The organism is Pantoea sp. alder81 (assembly GCF_020179835.1).
Taxonomy (GTDB): Bacteria; Pseudomonadota; Gammaproteobacteria; order Enterobacterales; family Enterobacteriaceae; genus Pantoea.
This window is the reverse complement of sequence record NZ_JAIUDA010000010.1, coordinates 191066-205095: the sequence shown is the minus strand read 5'-3', so window position 1 is coordinate 205095 and position 14030 is coordinate 191066. Positions and strand designations below refer to the sequence as shown.

General features: G+C 53.2%; 17 protein-coding genes. 2 read left to right on the top strand and 15 right to left on the bottom strand.

The window, feature by feature from the left end:
• The 9 genes from LBW88_RS23070 to fkpA all read right to left on the bottom strand — a co-directional run.
• Nucleotides 1–133 (bottom strand): GTP-binding protein (locus tag LBW88_RS23070; protein WP_265112695.1); only part of this gene is annotated, 133 nt, incomplete at its 3' end.
• 69 nt (nt 134–202) lie between these two features.
• Entirely contained in the window at nt 203–2317 is a 2115-nt protein-coding gene (gene fusA / locus LBW88_RS23065) for an elongation factor G (protein WP_224934433.1), read from the bottom strand.
• A 93-nt stretch (nt 2318–2410) separates the two neighbouring features.
• Nucleotides 2411–2881, bottom strand: coding sequence for a 30S ribosomal protein S7 (gene rpsG / locus LBW88_RS23060; protein WP_007886246.1), 471 nt, complete (start codon nt 2879–2881; stop codon nt 2411–2413).
• A 96-nt stretch (nt 2882–2977) separates the two neighbouring features.
• Complete coding sequence (gene rpsL, locus LBW88_RS23055; protein ID WP_006120575.1) at nt 2978–3352, bottom strand: 30S ribosomal protein S12; 375 nt, start codon at nt 3350–3352, stop codon at nt 2978–2980.
• Between the two features lie 126 nt (nt 3353–3478).
• Nucleotides 3479–3766, bottom strand: coding sequence for a sulfurtransferase complex subunit TusB (gene tusB, locus LBW88_RS23050; RefSeq protein WP_224934431.1), 288 nt, complete (start codon nt 3764–3766; stop codon nt 3479–3481).
• 9 nt (nt 3767–3775) lie between these two features.
• The gene (tusC, locus tag LBW88_RS23045; protein ID WP_224934429.1) at nt 3776–4135 is read right to left on the bottom strand and encodes a sulfurtransferase complex subunit TusC; all 360 of its coding nucleotides are present in this window, start codon (nt 4133–4135) and stop codon (nt 3776–3778) included.
• Complete coding sequence (tusD, locus tag LBW88_RS23040) at nt 4135–4521, bottom strand: sulfurtransferase complex subunit TusD (RefSeq protein ID WP_224934427.1); 387 nt, start codon at nt 4519–4521, stop codon at nt 4135–4137. Before tusD ends, tusC begins: the two co-directional genes overlap by 1 nt.
• Nucleotides 4521–5243 carry a transcriptional regulator gene (locus tag LBW88_RS23035; protein WP_224934425.1) on the bottom strand — a complete coding sequence of 241 codons (723 nt, stop codon included), beginning with the start codon at nt 5241–5243 and terminating at the stop codon, nt 4521–4523. Before LBW88_RS23035 ends, tusD begins: the two co-directional genes overlap by 1 nt.
• Nucleotides 5244–5510: 267 nt before the next feature.
• Entirely contained in the window at nt 5511–6341 is an 831-nt protein-coding gene (gene fkpA, locus LBW88_RS23030; protein ID WP_224934423.1) for an FKBP-type peptidyl-prolyl cis-trans isomerase, read from the bottom strand.
• 279 nt (nt 6342–6620) lie between these two features.
• Here fkpA and LBW88_RS23025 point away from each other — a divergent pair, with 279 nt between their 5' ends.
• On the top strand, nt 6621–6839 hold the full coding sequence (locus tag LBW88_RS23025; protein ID WP_224934449.1) for a SlyX family protein: 219 nt from the start codon (nt 6621–6623) through the stop codon (nt 6837–6839).
• A gap of 47 nt (nt 6840–6886) precedes the next feature.
• On the opposite strand, the gene slyD is transcribed toward LBW88_RS23025, so the two are convergent.
• The 4 genes from slyD to kefG form a co-directional block, all read right to left on the bottom strand.
• On the bottom strand, nt 6887–7441 hold the full coding sequence (slyD, locus tag LBW88_RS23020; RefSeq protein WP_100701764.1) for a peptidylprolyl isomerase: 555 nt from the start codon (nt 7439–7441) through the stop codon (nt 6887–6889).
• A 192-nt stretch (nt 7442–7633) separates the two neighbouring features.
• Nucleotides 7634–7828, bottom strand: coding sequence for a YheV family putative zinc ribbon protein (locus LBW88_RS23015; RefSeq protein WP_034830784.1), 195 nt, complete (start codon nt 7826–7828; stop codon nt 7634–7636).
• 46 nt (nt 7829–7874) lie between these two features.
• On the bottom strand, nt 7875–9677 hold the full coding sequence (gene kefB, locus LBW88_RS23010; RefSeq protein WP_224934421.1) for a glutathione-regulated potassium-efflux system protein KefB: 1803 nt from the start codon (nt 9675–9677) through the stop codon (nt 7875–7877).
• Nucleotides 9677–10228, bottom strand: a complete 552-nt coding sequence (kefG, locus tag LBW88_RS23005; RefSeq protein WP_224934419.1) for a glutathione-regulated potassium-efflux system ancillary protein KefG — start codon at nt 10226–10228, stop codon at nt 9677–9679. The genes kefB and kefG overlap by 1 nt, the downstream gene beginning before the upstream one ends.
• Nucleotides 10229–10343: 115 nt before the next feature.
• Between kefG and LBW88_RS23000 the strand changes: the two genes are divergently transcribed.
• A complete protein-coding gene (locus LBW88_RS23000; RefSeq protein ID WP_224934417.1) occupies nt 10344–12248 on the top strand; it encodes an ABC transporter ATP-binding protein in 1905 nt (634 codons plus the stop codon).
• A 130-nt stretch (nt 12249–12378) separates the two neighbouring features.
• On the opposite strand, the gene tauD is transcribed toward LBW88_RS23000, so the two are convergent.
• A complete protein-coding gene (gene tauD, locus LBW88_RS22995; protein ID WP_100701767.1) occupies nt 12379–13218 on the bottom strand; it encodes a taurine dioxygenase in 840 nt (279 codons plus the stop codon).
• The gene (gene tauC / locus LBW88_RS22990; protein ID WP_224934447.1) at nt 13215–13997 is read right to left on the bottom strand and encodes a taurine ABC transporter permease TauC; all 783 of its coding nucleotides are present in this window, start codon (nt 13995–13997) and stop codon (nt 13215–13217) included. The genes tauD and tauC overlap by 4 nt, the downstream gene beginning before the upstream one ends.
• Between the last annotated feature and the right edge of the window lie 33 nt (nt 13998–14030).

The window sequence follows — 14030 nt, the reverse complement described above, 5'->3', positions numbered from 1 at the left end:
TAGCAGAGCCGCCGTAGGTTTTAGCCAGAACGGTGGTGATTGCTGCAGTCAGAGTGGTTTTACCATGGTCAACGTGACCGATGGTGCCGACGTTTACGTGCAGTTTGTTACGCTGAAATTGCTCTTTCGCCATGGCGATAATTCCTTACGTTGTGCCTTCATGAGTCATGAAGGCATCAGTTCACAATTTTTAAACCGTAGCTTATTTGCTACGAGCTTCAATAACGGCCTGAGCGACGTTGTTCGGCGCATCATCGTACTTCAGGAACTCCATGGAGTAAGAAGCACGGCCTTTGGTCAGAGAACGCAGCTGAGTTGCATATCCGAACATTTCGGACAGTGGAACTTCAGCATGGATCTGAACGCCAGTAGCGTTAGATTCCTGTCCTTTGAGCATACCACGACGACGGCTAAGGTCACCGATAACGTCACCGGTGTTCTCTTCCGGAGTCTCTACTTCAACCTTCATGATCGGCTCAAGCAGAACTGGAGTTGCTCTTTTAAAGCCTTCTTTGAACGCGATAGAAGCAGCAAGTTTAAACGCCAGCTCTGAGGAGTCGACATCATGGTATGAACCGAAGTGCAGACGAACACCCAAGTCAACTACCGGATAACCGGCCAGAGGACCTGACTTCAACTGCTCCTGAAGGCCTTTATCAACCGCAGGGATGTATTCAGTTGGAATCGTACCGCCCTTGATGTCGTTGATAAATTCGTAGCCTTTCGGGTTAACGCCCGGCTCCAGTGGGTACATGTCGATAACAACATGACCGTACTGACCACGACCACCAGACTGCTTGGCGTGTTTACCTTCGATATCGGTAACTTTCGCGCGAATCGCTTCACGGTAAGCAACCTGAGGTTTACCGACGTTCGCTTCAACGTTGAATTCACGCTTCATGCGGTCAACGATGATGTCGAGGTGCAGCTCACCCATACCAGCGATGATGGTCTGGTTGGTTTCTTCATCAGTCCATACGCGGAATGATGGATCTTCCTTCGCCAGACGACCCAGAGCCAGACCCATTTTTTCCTGGTCAGCTTTGGTTTTCGGCTCAACGGCGATAGAGATTACTGGCTCAGGGAATTCCATGCGCTCAAGGATGATGACGTTGTCTGGGTCACACAGGGTGTCACCAGTGGTCACATCTTTCAGGCCGATCGCAGCTGCGATGTCGCCCGCACGAACTTCTTTGATCTCTTCACGTTTGTTAGCGTGCATCTGAACGATACGGCCCAGACGCTCACGGTTTGACTTAACCGGGTTGAACACGGTGTCACCAGTGTTAACAACACCAGAGTAAACGCGGAAGAAGGTCAGGTTACCAACAAACGGGTCGGTTGCGATTTTGAACGCCAGAGCAGCAAACGGCTCGTTGTCGTCAGAATGACGCTCAGCCGGCGTGTCTTTACCGTCGTCCAGCATACCGTTGATCGCGGTAACGTCAGTCGGTGCTGGCAGGTATTCAACTACCGCATCCAGCATCGCCTGAACACCTTTGTTCTTAAATGCAGAACCACAGGTAACCAGGATGATTTCGTTATTCAGCACGCGCTTACGCAGAGAAGTTTTGATCTCTTCTTCTGTCAGCTCTTCACCGCCGAAGAATTTCTCCATCAGCTCGTCAGAACCTTCAGCAGCGGCTTCAACCAGCTTCGCGCGCCACTCTTCAGCCAGTTCCTGCATATCAGCTGGAATCTCTTCGTATTCGAAGGTGACGCCCTGATCGGCATCGTTCCAGTTGATAGCTTTCATTTTCACCAGGTCAACAACACCGGTGAATTTTTCTTCTGCGCCGATAGCCAGCTGAAGTGGAACTGGGTTTGCACCCAGACGCGCTTGCATCTGATCAACAACTTTCAGGAAGTTAGCACCCATGCGGTCCATTTTGTTAACGAACGCAATGCGTGGAACTTTATATTTGTTAGCCTGGCGCCATACGGTTTCAGACTGTGGCTGAACACCACCAACCGCACAGTAAACCATCACTGCGCCATCAAGCACACGCATAGAACGCTCAACTTCGATGGTGAAGTCAACGTGTCCTGGGGTGTCGATGATGTTTACGTGGTGTGGCTCAAACTGCTTAGCCATACCAGACCAGAAACAGGTGGTCGCAGCGGAAGTGATAGTAATACCACGTTCCTGTTCCTGCTCCATCCAGTCCATGGTAGCCGCGCCGTCATGTACTTCACCGATTTTGTGGTTTACACCGGTGTAGAACAGAACACGTTCGGTAGTGGTAGTTTTACCGGCGTCGATGTGCGCACTAATACCGATGTTACGATAGCGCTCAATGGGTGTTTTACGAGCCATTTGATTCCTCTGATTCTGAGACGTTCTAAGTTAAAAAAGCCCAGCAGGTAAGTCACTGGGACGCCCGCTGGGTTAATAACAACTACGTGGCTGTTACCAGCGGTAGTGTGCGAACGCCTTGTTGGCTTCAGCCATACGGTGAACGTCTTCACGTTTCTTAACTGCAGTACCTTTGTTCTCTGCAGCATCAGAAAGTTCGTTCGCCAGGCGAAGAGCCATTGATTTATCACCGCGTTTACGAGCAGCTTCAACGATCCAACGCATTGCCAGAGCATTACGACGAACCGGACGGACTTCAACTGGAACCTGGTAGGTTGAACCACCAACGCGACGTGACTTAACTTCTACAGTCGGACGTACGTTTTCGAGTGCAACTTCGAAAGCTTCCAGACCGTCTTTACCAGCACGTTGAGCCAGGGTATCAAGTGCGGTATAGACGATAGATTCTGCGGTAGATTTTTTACCATCAACCATCAGAATGTTTACAAATTTAGCCAGCAATTCTGATCCGAACTTAGGATCTGGCAGGATTTTACGCTGACCAATAACGCGACGACGTGGCATGGAAATACTCCGTTGTTAATTCAGGATTGTCCAAAACTCTACGAGTTTATTTTGACATTAAAGTGAAAATGTTTGGCCTTACTTAACGGAGAACCATTAAGCCTTTGGCTTCTTCACGCCGTACTTGGAGCGTGACTGCTTACGGTCTTTAACACCTGAGCAGTCAAGCGCGCCGCGAACGGTGTGGTAACGCACACCTGGCAAGTCTTTAACACGACCGCCACGGATCAGGATCACTGAGTGTTCCTGGAGGTTATGACCTTCACCGCCGATGTAGGAGGTAACTTCAAAACCGTTAGTCAAACGCACACGGCAAACTTTACGCAGTGCTGAGTTTGGTTTTTTAGGGGTAGTGGTGTACACACGAGTACATACGCCACGTTTCTGCGGGCAAGCTTCCAGCGCAGGCACGTTGCTCTTTGCAACTTTGCGTACGCGTGGTTTGCGAACCAGCTGGTTAACTGTTGCCATTAAATAGCTCCTGGGATTTAGCTTTTTGCTTCGTAAACACGTAATAAATCGCCTCGTATTACTACGAGGAGGCAGAATTTTAGGGCTGTGTCAAAAGGGTGTCAAGAAATAACCAGGTTTTCCTTCTTACCAGGCCACTTGTTGTTGGTGCTTCACCGTCATCGCAACGAAACCAGTATAGTCCAAACGTGCTACTTTGGTTGAAATTTGCTCAACCAATCCGCGTGCGTCCACATCTTCCTGAAGGACCCAAAGCGCGGCCGGAGAGGCTTGTAGCTTGATTAACATCTGGCTGCCCTCAAGCGCGGCCGTTACTCCATCCTGCATCAGCAGCAAATCGTCGCCCTCCTGCATGAGCAGTAACAGGCTATCGATATCGCATTGCCAGGGTGATTGCAGTAACGTGTAGAGCATGTTGGATTCTCAGAAACGAAGGATTCGATGATAAGTGGCGAGTTTCTGGCGCAGTGTATCGGCATCCAGGACTTCAGCCGCCATCACGCGTTCAGCCGTTAAACTTTGCCCACGCGCCTCAAGTGATTCGCGGCAAACGAAACACTGGTCGATGTCGTACAAATCCAGCACACCAAAAGTCGCAATATAGTTACGAGCCAGAATCTGCTCTGGACGCTGATCGCGATGAAGTTGCAGGACGCCATCGCCAATAAAGAACAGTGCAATATCCTCGCTGAGCGCGCCGGTGGCCAGAACCGCATCCAGCCCTTCCCTGCCCGCGCTGCTGCCGTGGGGTGCCTGAGTGAACAGAAATGCCACGCGATTCATCAGAACTGCACCAGACGATCGCAGCTGAGCGCGGCTTCTGCCAGCGCACCTAAGCCACTGAGTTCAAAACCGGGTTGCAAATTACTGCCTGCCAGTTGCAAGCGCGTGGCTTCCTGCGTATCTGTCACGCCACGGCGCAATGCGGCAGCCACGCAAATATTCAGCGCTGCACCGCTCTCTTCACGTAGTTGCTGCCATGCGCGCACCACATCCACTTCATCGCTGGCGGGAGCACTAAGCTGGTTGGCATTCAGCACGCCTTCTCTATAAAAGAAGACACTCTCTAACTGGTGACCTTCTTTAATCAGCGCACGAGCAAACAGCAAAGCGCTACTGGCATGCTGCGTACCGTATGCCGGCCCTGTCACCAGCAAGGTATAGCGCATTAGCGATCCTGCCCCTGGAAGTCACCACTCTTAAACTGGCGGATATAGAGGTAAACCGTGTGCTTGGAGATATTGAGACGATCGGCAACCTGGTTAATCGCGTCTTTGATATCGAAGATGCCCTTCTCATACATATTGAGCACAATCTGACGATTCTTCGCATTGTTCGACACGTTGCGGTCGTTGCTCACTTCCTCAATGGTAAATTCCAGCGTTTGCATCACCAGGTCTTCAACTGAGCTGGCAAAGTTAACATTAGAATCCACCTGCTGCATTTCCGGCGGCATAAAGGTCGACATAATCTGCGAGAACGGCACATCGAGGTTCATATTGATACACAGCAGGCCAATCACCCGCTGCTGACGATTACGAATCGCGATGGTGACAGATTTCATCAGCACGCCGCTTTTGGCGCGCGTGAAGTAAGCGCGGGAGACGTTGCTGTCGGCGCCATGCATATCATGCAGCATGCGCAGTGCCAAATCGGTAATCGGCGAGCCTACTTTGCGGCCGGTATGTTCACCATTGGCGATGCGCACGGCGGAGCATTTCAGATCTTCCAGCGAGTGAAGCACGATTTCGCAGTGCGAACCGATCAGCATCGCAAGACCATCGACGACGGCTTCGTAAGATTTGAGAATATCGTAGTCTGCTTGCTCGAACGGACGTTGCTCCAGTAAATCGAAGTCAGTCAGTTCACCGGGATTGAATGGATTAGACATCGAAGACATTACCCTAAATGGCTGGAGCCTGTCTCGACAGCTTTGGGGCAGACTCATATTGTGATAGTTGTGCAGGCGCTAGTCTGGCAAATGTCGGGGTGTTTAGCCAGAGCTTTACTCATTCCCCTAAACAATTTGGTTTGCTGAAAGACAGCACGTTCGCTCAGCCCTCAGCATGAGTGAGGATTGCGAGCACAGCCAGCGCATCTTCAGTCTGACTGACAAATAAAAACGCCGCCCGGAGGCGGCGTCAGATAAGCAAGCAGATTACTGTGCTTTCTTATCAGCAGCGGCCGGAGCCTGTGCTTTCTCATCCGCTTTTGGTGCTGGCTTGATATCCAGCAGCTCAACATCAAATACCAGTGTTGAGTTAGCCGGAATACCCGGAACGCCATTTTTGCCGTAAGCCAGGTTCGGTGGGATCACTAACTTGATCTTGCCGCCTTTCTTCACGTGCTTCAGACCTTCGGTCCAGCCTGGGATCACGCCGTCGAGACGGAATGACAGGGGCTCGCCACGGGTGTAAGAGTTGTCGAACTCGGTACCGTCGATCAACGTACCTTTATAGTTCACGACTACAGTGTCGCTGTCTTTAGGTGCGTCACCGGTGCCTTCTTTCTCAACCTGATACAGCAAGCCAGATTCAGTTTTCTTCACGCCTTTTTCTTTGGCGAATTTGTCAGCGTAAGCGGTACCCTTGTCAGAGTTCTCTTTCGCGTCTTTTTCCATCTTCGCCTGTGCAGCGCCTTTCACGCGGCCTTCGAAGGCTTGCAGGGTCTGCTCGATCTCTTGATCAGACAGCTTGCTCTTGCCACCGAATGCATCCTGAACACCCGCGATCAGCTGATCTTTGTCCAGTTTGATGCCCAGTTTCTCTTGTTCCTTCAGAGAGTTGTCCATGTAGCGACCCAAAGAAGCACCCAGCGCATAAGCTGACTGCTGGTCTTCGTTTTTGAAGGCAGCATTCTTCGGAGCCTGCGGCGCAGCCTGAGCAGCGTCAGTTGGAGCGGCGGTGGTTTCTGCTGCCATTGCCAGCGGTGCATTCAGCGCGATGGCCATGGTGGTAGCTAACAATGTGACTTTAAACAGTGATTTCATCCTTTCTCCAAAACCGAAGCATCTAAACCTCGGGAATCATTGCGGACAGTGGCCCACACTATAACTTTACGTGGCAGCGGCGAACACTCCCACAACGTAATTACCCGCTTAACATCCGACCTTTTTTGCATCAGGAAGTTTCACCAGAGATGAAGGCATTAGCGCCGTTTTCAACCATCAAGCCTCATAAAGGTTAAAAATCGGGTGATTCTGGCGCCAAAGACCGTAGAATCACGCCCGATACGCGCCAGGCGCAGCACCGTAACCGGAGAAGAGATGATGCAACAGGAAGAGTGGGAACAACGCCTTGAGGCGCTGGAGAGCAAGCTGGCTTTTCAGGAGCACACTATCGATCAGCTCAATCTGACAGTGACTCAACACGAACTGGAGATGAGTCGCATGCGCGAACAGGTGCGTTTATTAGTGGATAAAGTAAAAGCGGCGACACCGTCACCGATTGCCTCGCAGTCCGAAGAGACGCCACCACCGCACTATTAAAACCAAAAGGCCACCCGAAGGTGGCCTTTTGTTGTTCAACGCAGAACTTAGTGGCTGCAGCCGCAACCGCCAGTACCACAACCACCCTGGCCGTGATCGTGACCATGGTCGTGATCGTGGTCATGATGATGACCATCCGCGCCATGCACATGGCCGTGTGCGATTTCTTCTTCCGTTGCTTCACGGATCGCCACCACTTCCACGTTAAAGTTCAGGTTCTGACCCGCCAGCATGTGGTTACCATCAACCACGACGTGCTCGTCTTCCACTTCGGTGATTTCAACCGGCACTGGACCCTGATCGGTTTCAGCCAGGAAGCGCATGCCAACCTGCAGTTCGTCCACGCCCATGAACACATCTTTCGGAACGCGCTGAACCAGGTTGTCGTCGTACTGACCGTAAGCGTCGTTTGCTGGAATATGCACATCAAACTTATCGCCTACATCATGATTTTCCAGCGCTTTTTCCAGACCAGAAATCAGGGAACCATGACCGTGCAGATAGTCCAACGGTGCACTCACCGGTGACTCGTCAACCAACACACCGTCTTCGGTACGAACCTGATACGCCAGGCTCACCACCAGGTCTTTTGCTACTTTCATGATATCTCCTAACCGTTGAGAACTGAGATCCTGTCTCATTGGTCTATTTTCGTGCAATAACCAACCAGAAAGGTTCAAGACTGAGAATGCCAACAAATGTGTTGCTGCATACTGCTCAGCGTTAATGGCGCCGATTGTAGCGGAATTCAATCCCGCTGTAAGTTTAAGCTTAAAAAAAGCTGCGCCATTCCGCTACTCAGGATGAAAAATGCCGATCACTTGCTCATTACTGCGCACCTTATCGCGAACTTGTTTATCCGCTTCGCGCATTTGATGGCCGCACTGCACGCACTCCACCACTTCGACATTATTCTCACGCCACAACGCCAGCGTGTCTTTTTCCTGACATTGCGGACATACCGCACCAGCAATAAAACGTTTACGCATACTCTTTCCTGCCCGCTATTAAGCAACGGATATGTTAAGTGTAGTCTTACTCGTCATCCCAACCGTCAATCTGGCGTTTTTCATGCTGCATTTCGCGCTGGAAGATGTCCTCCAGCTCGCGACGCGCTTCACGCACGCGTGAAACCTGCGCACTGTCATCATGACTGGGCACCAGTTCACGCAGCATGCGCATATCGAGGCGACGGAAATGCTGCTGCGCGCGCTGTGCCTGATGCGGATGCATCCCCAATGAGATCAGCGTCTTGCGTCCTAATTCCAGCGCACTGGAAAAGGTTTCACGTGAGAACAGCGTCACGCCAGCCTGCAACAACTCATGCGCTTCTACACGTCCCCGCGCACGCGCCAGGATTTCCAGCTGTGGGAAATGCTGCTGGCAGAGATGCACAATGGTCATCGAATCCTCAGGATCGTTACAGGTGATCACGATGGATTGCGCATTCTCCGCGCCAGCTGCACGCAGTAACTCAAGCTCAGTGGCATCCCCATAGTAAACCTTATAGCCATACTTACGCATCAGGCTTACGGCGGAGATATCGCGTTCCAGCACGGTAATACGTTTATTATTGGCCATCAGTAAACGGCCAACAACCTGACCGAAACGACCAAAGCCCACCACAATCACCTGCGGCTGATCGTCTTCGACAAACGGCTTTTCACTGTCATCATCGGGCTCGTTGAAACGCCGCGCGAGAATTTTATCCACGCCCTGCATCAGCAGCGGTGTGGTCATCATCGATAGCGTCACTGTCACCAGTAACAGTGGCAATTGATCGCCGCTAAACAGTTTGGCCGACGAGGCCGCTGAGAACAGCACAAAGGCAAATTCACCGCCCTGGCTGAGCACGCTGGCAAATTGCAGGCGCTCGGAACTGCGTAAGCCATAAATACGGCCCAACACATAGAGCACCAGGGTTTTCACCGCCACCAGAATCACCACACCAAGGATGATCTCCACGATATGGGTATAAAGCACACCCAAATTCAGCGCCATGCCGACGGAAATAAAGAATAGCCCCAGCAGCAAACCTTTAAAGGGTTCGATGGCCACTTCCAGTTCGTGGCGATATTCACTCTCTGCCAGCAGGATACCGGCGATAAAGGTGCCAAGCGCCATCGACAGCCCCAACGCATCCATAAACAGCGCCGAGCCCAGCACCAGTAATAATGAGGCAGCAGTGAATACTTCACGCACACCGGAAGCGGCGATAAAGCGGAAAATCGGACGCAGCAGATAACGACCGCCCACCAGCATACCGGCGAAGGCCAACACCTTCATGCCGACCTTCAGCCAGTCAACATGACCACTGTCGCCACCGGCCAATAACGGTACTAATGCTAATGCGGGGATGACGGCCAGATCCTGGAACAGCAGCACCGAGAAGCCGAGCTGACCCGCTTCGCTGCGATTCATGCCTTTATCGCGCATCAACTGTAGTGCCATAGCCGTCGAAGACATTGCCAGACCGATCCCGCCGATCACCGCCGCTTGCCAGCTAAAGTTTGTCAGCCACAGCAGCACGCCCAGAATGGCGGCAGAAACCAATACCTGCGCAGCGCCCACGCCAAAGATTGAACGTCTCAAAGCCCAGAGCTTGGCGGGATTCAACTCCAGCCCGATGATAAACATCAGGAACACCACGCCGAGTTCTGAGAAGTGCAAAATCTCGTCGACGTCGCTAATAAAGCCTAAACCCCATGGGCCGATGGCAATACCCGCCAGCAGATAACCCAGTACTGCACCAATGCCGAGGCGCGCGGCGATGGGCACCACGATCACCGCAGCGACCAAATAAATGACGCCAGCCGTCAGTAAGGTTTGTCCTTCCATCACACCACTCCCTGCGGCAAGGGTGAAGAGAGCCAATCGCGGTAAGCATGCGCATAATTACGCATCACTTCTGGCGTTTGGCGACGTGCCCAGTGGATCACCATCGGCGTCATCCAGTGCATGCGACACATTTGCGCTGTCAGCTCAAACGGACGCATGATATCGCTCATCGGATAGCGATTCAGGCCACTGTGGTGATAAGCCGTTTCCGGCTCTCCGGTGGTCACGACGCTGCGCCAGTATTTCCCTTCCAGCGCATTACCATCCACACCACTGGCGAATCCACGCGACAGCACACGATCCAGCCACTCTTTCAGAAGCGCCGGGCAGCTGTAGGTGTAAAGCGGATGCTGGAAAACCACGATCTGATGTTCAAGCAGCAACTGCTGCTCATGGTGAATATCAATAAAAAAGTCCGGATAGTGGGCGTATAAATCGTGCACCGTGACGTGGTCCAGTTCCATAGCCGACTGCAGCAAAACCCGATTAGCAATCGAATCCTGAGTTTCCGGATGGGCGTAAAGCAGCAATATTTTGGGTGGCTGCGACATCGTTCCCCTCCAAAGCGTCGTCACCGCAGCGGAATTCCGCTACCATGCTCGACGCAACTAACCATTATTGAATTATGTTGCCGATAAATTAACATATTCTGACGATACGGCGCTTATGATTGTATTTTCCGCATTACAAATACGCCGCGGCACCAACGTGCTGCTGGATAACGCAACAGCCACCATTAATCCCGGCCAAAAAGTCGGTCTGGTGGGCAAAAACGGCTGTGGAAAATCCACGCTGCTGTCGCTGCTGAAGGGCGAAATCAGCAGTGATGCAGGCAACTTCACCTTTCCCAGCAGCTGGGCACTCGCGTGGGTGAATCAGGAAACCCCGGCGCTCAGTAAAGCCGCGCTGGAATATGTTATCGACGGCGACCGCGAATATCGTCAGCTCGAATCTGAATTAGCCGCAGCGAACGAAAAAGACGACGGCAACGCCATTGCGCTGTTGCACGGCAAGTTGGATGCGATTCAGGCATGGAGCATACATGCGCGCGCCTCCAGCCTGCTGCACGGATTGGGCTTTAGCCAGGAACAATTAATGCGGCCGGTGAGCGATTTCTCCGGTGGCTGGCGTATGCGCCTTAACCTTGCGCAGGCGCTGGTGTGTCGTTCTGATCTGCTGCTGCTGGATGAACCGACCAACCACTTAGATCTCGATGCGGTGATTTGGCTGGAGCGCTGGCTGAAAAGCTATGAAGGCACGCTGATCCTGATTTCGCACGACCGAGACTTCCTCGATCCGGTGGTGGATAAGATTATCCATATCGAACAGCAAACGATGTATGAATACACCGGTAACTACAGCTCGTTCGAACGCCAGCGCGTGGCCAAACTGGCGCAACAGCAGGCACTGTTCCAGAGCCAGCAGGAAAAAGTACAGCACCTGCAAAAGTACATCGATCGCTTCCGCGCTCAGGCCACTAAGGCCAAACAGGCGCAGAGCCGTATCAAGATGCTGGAGCGCATGGAGCTGATTGCGCCCGCTCATGTCGATAACCCGTTTAGTTTCAGCTTCCGCGCGCCAGAAAGCCTGCCGAATCCATTACTGAAAATGGAGAAAGTCACGGCGGGTTATGGCGAGCGTATCATTCTTGATGCCATCAAACTCAATCTGGTGCCGGGTTCACGCATCGGTCTACTCGGCCGTAACGGCGCGGGTAAATCAACGCTGATCAAATTGCTGGCCGGTGAGATTGAAGCGCTGGATGGCAAAGTCGGCCTGGCAAAAGGCATCAAGCTTGGTTACTTCGCTCAGCATCAGCTGGAATATCTGCGCGCTGACGAATCGCCGCTGCAGCATCTGGCCCGCATCGCGCCGCAAACGCTGGAACAGCAGCTGCGTGATTATCTGGGCGGCTTCGGCTTCCAGGGCGACAAAGTCAGTGAAATCACCGAGCGCTTCTCAGGCGGTGAAAAAGCGCGACTGGTGCTGGCGCTGATCGTATGGCAGCGCCCTAACCTGCTGCTGCTGGATGAACCGACGAACCACCTCGATCTCGATATGCGCCAGGCACTGACCGAAGCGTTGATTGATTTCGAAGGCGCACTGGTGGTGGTGTCGCATGACCGCCATTTACTGCGTTCAACTACCGATGACCTCTATCTGGTGCACGACCGCAAAGTCGATGTGTTTGAAGGCGATCTGGATGATTACCAGCAGTGGCTGAGCGATCTGCAAAAGCAGCAGGCCCAGCAGGATGCAACGCCAAAGCAGGATAACGCTAACAGCGCCCAGTCACGTAAAGATCAGAAGCGCCGTGATGCGGAGTTGCGCTCGCAAACGCAACCACTGCGTAAAGAGATTGAGAAGCTGGAAAAGCAGATGGCGAAGTGGCAAAGCCAGCTCAGCGAAGCGGAAGCACAACTTTCAGACAGCGCGATTTACGACCAGAGCCGTAAAGCGGATCTGACCTCGGCACTGCAACGTCAGGCCGAAAGCAAGTCCGCGCTGGAAGATGTTGAAATGGCATGGCTGGATGCTCAGGAACAGCTGGAGCAGATGCTGGCGAGTTAGAGGTCAGCATCGATGCTGACCTCTACATGCTAAGCGCCTGCTGAAAGGTCAGCATAAGTGTTGCCCCTACATGTTAAGTGCCTGTTGTAGGGTCGGCATTCATGCCGACCTGGCTCACCACCGCACACATTTAAAACGGAACATCCCCTAACACCGTCGCCCGATGCATCACTCGCCGCGCCGGATAATAATCGGCATTCGCATAATGTTGCGTCACGCGGTTATCCCAGATCGCCACATCATTCTCCTGCCAGCGCCAGCGCACCTGAAACTCCGGCTTCGCCGTGTGCCAGAACAGGAAATTCAGCAGCGCCTCACTCTCCTTCTCGCTCAATCCCAGTAACCGCGTTGTGAAGCCTTCATTGACGAACAGCGCCTTGCGCCCGCTCACCGGATGGGTACGAATCACCGGATGCTGCACCGGCGGATGTTTGGCTACCGCCTGCTGCCAGCGCTGATGCTCTTCTTCCGTCTTACGGTACTTATATTCCTGAAAAGACTTCTTAAAATCGTGCTCCGCCTGCAAGCCGCTCAGTAGTTGCTTAAACGGCTCTGACAGCGCTTCATAGGCCGCAATGCCCGTAGACCACAGCGTATCGCCACCGCTCTCCGGCAGCAGCTTCGACGCTAAAATTGCAATCGCCGGTGGCGTCTCGATAAAAGTGACATCAGTGTGCCAGTTATCATTATCTGGCGGATTATCCTGATGGGTGTCCAGCACGATAATTTCTTCCACGCCCTCGGCATGCGGATACACCGGATGGATGTGCAGATCGCCGAAGCGAATCGCCAGTGCACGATGCTGTTCCGGCGTGATCACCTGATTACGCAGGAATAACACTTGATGGCGCAACAGACCATGATAAAGCTGCTCAAACTGCGCGTCGCTTAACGGGCGGCTGAGATCGAGGTCGCTGACCTGCGCACCGATATACGGGCCCAGCGCGGTAAAGGTGACACGTTCGTTCATTGCTGTTCTCCATTCCAGGGTGTCAGGCGTCGCTGCAAAGCGCGCAGACCCAGTTCTAAACTAAAGGCAATCAAGGCAATCACCGCGATACCGGCCAGCACCACATCGGTGGCAAGGAATTCACCCGCCGACTGCACCATAAAGCCGAGACCTCGCGTGGCGGCGATCAGTTCAGCGGCCACCAGCGTCGACCAACCCACGCCAAGACCAATACGTAAACCGGTGAGAATTTCCGGCAGCGCGCCCGGCAGGATGACAAAGCGCAGCAGTTGCCAGCGCGAAGCGCCTAGAGCCTGTGCCGCGCGAATCCGTACCTGCTGAGCATTTTTCACCCCTGCCAGCGTCGAGAGCGTGACAGGCGCGAAGATTGCCAGATAGATCAGTAAGATTTTCGAGGTTTCGCCGATACCAAACCAAATCACCATCAGCGGCAAATAGGCCAGCGGCGGCACCGGACGATAGAGTTCAATTAACGGGTCGAGCAGCCCACGAATCGCCGGGCTCAGGCCCATCGCAATCCCCACCGGGATGCCAATCAGCGCCGCGAAGAACAGCGCCACCAGCATGCGTGCCAGGCTGGCACCCAAATGCTGCCATAAGGTCGCATCCATAAAGCCTTGCGGGCTGGCGATCAGCAGTAACTTTTTCAGCACCTGCTGAGGCGGCGGCAGAAACAGCGGCGCCACCAAACCCAGTGCCGTCACGCCCCACCACACCAGCAGCAGCACGGCTACACTCAGCAAGCTCAGGGAAAACTGTGGGGAAAAGGGCCAGCGCAGCGTGCGTCGGCGTGCCTAGGTTTTCTCATCAAT

Bases quoted from the DNA above. Each gene is read 5' to 3' on its own strand.
- fusA (WP_224934433.1), bottom strand. From the start codon at position 2,317: ATGGCTCGTAAAACACCCATTGAGCGCTATCGTAACATCGGTATTAGT.
- rpsG (WP_007886246.1), bottom strand. From the start codon at position 2,881: ATGCCACGTCGTCGCGTTATTGGTCAGCGTAAAATCCTGCCAGATCCT.
- rpsL (WP_006120575.1), bottom strand. From the start codon at position 3,352: ATGGCAACAGTTAACCAGCTGGTTCGCAAACCACGCGTACGCAAAGTT.
- tusB (WP_224934431.1), bottom strand. From the start codon at position 3,766: ATGCTCTACACGTTACTGCAATCACCCTGGCAATGCGATATCGATAGC.
- tusC (WP_224934429.1), bottom strand. From the start codon at position 4,135: ATGAATCGCGTGGCATTTCTGTTCACTCAGGCACCCCACGGCAGCAGC.
- tusD (WP_224934427.1), bottom strand. From the start codon at position 4,521: ATGCGCTATACCTTGCTGGTGACAGGGCCGGCATACGGTACGCAGCAT.
- LBW88_RS23035 (WP_224934425.1), bottom strand. From the start codon at position 5,243: ATGTCTAATCCATTCAATCCCGGTGAACTGACTGACTTCGATTTACTG.
- fkpA (WP_224934423.1), bottom strand. From the start codon at position 6,341: ATGAAATCACTGTTTAAAGTCACATTGTTAGCTACCACCATGGCCATC.
- LBW88_RS23025 (WP_224934449.1), top strand. From the start codon at position 6,621: ATGCAACAGGAAGAGTGGGAACAACGCCTTGAGGCGCTGGAGAGCAAG.
- slyD (WP_100701764.1), bottom strand. From the start codon at position 7,441: ATGAAAGTAGCAAAAGACCTGGTGGTGAGCCTGGCGTATCAGGTTCGT.
- LBW88_RS23015 (WP_034830784.1), bottom strand. From the start codon at position 7,828: ATGCGTAAACGTTTTATTGCTGGTGCGGTATGTCCGCAATGTCAGGAA.
- kefB (WP_224934421.1), bottom strand. From the start codon at position 9,677: ATGGAAGGACAAACCTTACTGACGGCTGGCGTCATTTATTTGGTCGCT.
- kefG (WP_224934419.1), bottom strand. From the start codon at position 10,228: ATGTCGCAGCCACCCAAAATATTGCTGCTTTACGCCCATCCGGAAACT.
- LBW88_RS23000 (WP_224934417.1), top strand. From the start codon at position 10,344: ATGATTGTATTTTCCGCATTACAAATACGCCGCGGCACCAACGTGCTG.
- tauD (WP_100701767.1), bottom strand. From the start codon at position 13,218: ATGAACGAACGTGTCACCTTTACCGCGCTGGGCCCGTATATCGGTGCG.